At 64.9% G+C, this 2,444-nt stretch carries 1 protein-coding gene and 2 pseudogenes; 1 reads left to right on the plus strand and 2 read right to left on the minus strand.

Features of this window, described 5'->3' with window-relative positions; translation table 11 throughout:
* Window positions 1-330, minus strand: a pseudogene (locus tag EN939_RS29905) (chloride channel protein); the annotation flags it as partial.
* Window positions 331-487: 157 nt separating this feature from the next.
* Between EN939_RS29905 and EN939_RS29910 the strand changes: the two are divergent.
* Window positions 488-925: a MarR family winged helix-turn-helix transcriptional regulator gene (locus tag EN939_RS29910; RefSeq protein ID WP_127271260.1), complete on the plus strand. Its 438-nt coding sequence runs from the start codon at window positions 488-490 to the stop codon at window positions 923-925.
* A 23-nt stretch (window positions 926-948) separates the two neighbouring features.
* Here the strand turns inward: EN939_RS29910 and EN939_RS29915 are convergent.
* Window positions 949-2,444 (minus strand): annotated as a pseudogene (locus EN939_RS29915) (AsmA-like C-terminal region-containing protein); the annotation flags it as partial.

Raw genomic sequence — 2,444 nt, forward strand, 5'->3', positions numbered from 1 at the left:
CCCGAGCAGGATCGCCTCGATGGCCTCGGGAATGCCATGGCCGCGGATCTTCTCGCTGCCGAAGCGCGCCATCAGGCCGATGATCAGCGCACCGATCACCGGGACGATGACGGCGGCAAGCCCAAGCGGTGTGTCCTCAAGCTTCAGGTCGGCAAGCGAGAACTGGCCGAAATAGGCGATGTTGGTGGCCAGCCGGATCAGCTTCAAAAGCGCGATGCCGGCAACCAGTCCGGCTGTCGCCACCACCACGGCAATGGCCGCGACGAGCAGCACCCTGGCGTCCGTGGTGAAATCACGCAGATGCTCCGGGTTCGAGTGAGGGGTCTTCATGGCGGGCTTTGCTTCCTGGCGGCGGGCCGAATGTGGATATGCGGCACGGTCGAAGCGGCCAGCCGGGCTTGTCGGTGGCTATGTATCGTAACACGATATAAATATTCAAGCCGGTTTCGCCCGAAATCCGTTTGAGCTTTCGCCGGAAAACGAACACATGTCTGATATGTCGCAGCCACAAAAACCACGCCCCGCCATCAGCCAGGCCGATTACCAGCGACTGTCGGAGTTTCGCTATCTGATCCGCCGCTTCCTCGAATTCAGCCAGGTCCAGGCGGAAGACGCCGGCCTGACCCCGCGCCAGCATCAGGCGCTGCTGGCGATCAAGGGATTCCCCGGCGGCGGCCCGGTGACGGTTGGCGACCTCGCCGAGCGCCTGCGCATCCGCCACCACAGCGCCGTCGAGCTGGTCAACCGCCTCGGCGAGGCGGGGCTGGTTACAAGGGATCAGGATAAGGACGACCACCGCCGCGTGCTGCTGCAGCTGACCGAGCGCGCCGACGATTGCCTGGCCGAACTGTCGGCGGTGCATCTCGACGAACTGTCGCGTATCGAACCGATGCTGCGGCGTCTGCTCGATCGAGATGGAGGGTAGTCGTATCGCCCAGAAAGCTCAGCCTACTGCAGTGACTTCAGCAGATTGTCGATCGTGAACGGATTGGACTTCGGCTTGGCCGGCGGCGGATTGTCGTTGGCTTCCGGCAGCGGCGCACGCTCCACTTTCGGAGGCTGCTGCGCGGCCTTGCGTTCGGCCTCAAGCCTTGCCTTTTCCTGCGCCGCGATGCGCACCGCCTCTTCCGCCTTCTGCCGCTCCTGCTTGTCGACCTGCGCCTTGGCCGCCTCGTCGGCGGCTTGCTGTTCGGCAGCGGCCTTGGCGTCGGCGTCCGCCTTGGCTTTGGCATCGGCGTCCGCCTTTGCTTTCGCCTCCGCGTCGGCCTGAGCCTTGGCATCGGCATCGGCTTTCGCCTGGGCATCCGCTTCGGCCTTGGCCTTGGCGTCAGCCTCGGCTTTCAGCCGTGCTGCTTCCTCCTGCTTGCGCAATTCCTCGGCGGCCTTATCCCGTTCGGTCTTCAACGCCGCGTAGTAGCGCACCTCGCGCCGAAGCCGCTGCTTTTCGAGCAGCGCGGCCTGCATCGCCTCGACGCGCTGCTGCTCTTTCTCCAGCGCGCGCTGGGTCAGGAACTGCGCCAGCGGCTCACTGTCGAATGCTCGTTTGACCGCGCCGAACGGCCCCTCGGCGGTGAAATTCACGACCGGCTCGGAGCCGACCAGTGCCTCGTCGCCAGGCCGATAGGTGATCGCACCCTTGGCCGACACCGTGGCCGCGTTGAGATCCGCCGTGACGTCGGCGGACAAGGTCGCCGCCGGATTTTCCAGGCTGACCGGTGGCGCCCGCAGCGTGCCGCCGGCAACCGTGAAAGCTATGTCGGCATCGCCAGCGGCAAAGCTGCCGTCAGCGGCGATGTCGGGCGCAAAGCCGGCGGTCTTGGCCGTATCGATATCGCGCCCGATCGCATCCGCCTTGGCGAGGAATGCACTGAACGCATCTGGATTGACGCCAGCAACTTTCACGCCCTTCAACGCCGCCGTGCCGGAGCCGGACAAGGCGGCCACCATCCCTTCGACCGATTTGCCGCTGCTTGACAGCGCCGTCGAGAAATCGCCGATGCCGCTGATGCCGGCATCCGGCAGCACGGTCGCCAGATCGGCGCCCGCCAGTTTCATCTGGCCAGAGAACAGGCCGGTTCCGTCATTGTTCTTCAGTTCGAACAGGCCGGTGAGCGCCCCGCTCAGCAATTTCGCCTTCAAATCCGAAACGCGGATGCCTTCCTGGTCGAGCTTGAGCGAAAAGGCGGCATCATAGGCGGTGGCGAACCGACCGGCGGCGAGCGCTGCCGTCGTCAGGTCTAGGTCGGCGGTGAACGGCAGGTTGGATTTCTGGCTGAACGGTGTCGCCGGCCACACGCCACCCTTGTTGGTTTCTTCCTTGTCGGCAAGAAAGGCGGAATCGCCGAACAGCGCCACCGCCATCGGATCGAGGTCGAGTTCGTCGAGCATCAGCGCCCCGGCCAGATGCGGCACGCCGGCCTTGCCGTCGACCCCCTCCTTTACAT

Origin of the sequence: Mesorhizobium sp. M7A.F.Ca.CA.002.05.1.1, assembly GCF_003998335.1 — a bacterium.
Lineage (GTDB): Bacteria > Pseudomonadota > Alphaproteobacteria > Rhizobiales > Rhizobiaceae > Mesorhizobium.

What these genes read in the sequence shown, in the direction of transcription:
- EN939_RS29910 (WP_127271260.1), top strand. Translation starts at nt 488, where the DNA reads ATGTCTGATATGTCGCAGCCACAAAAACCACGCCCCGCCATCAGCCAG.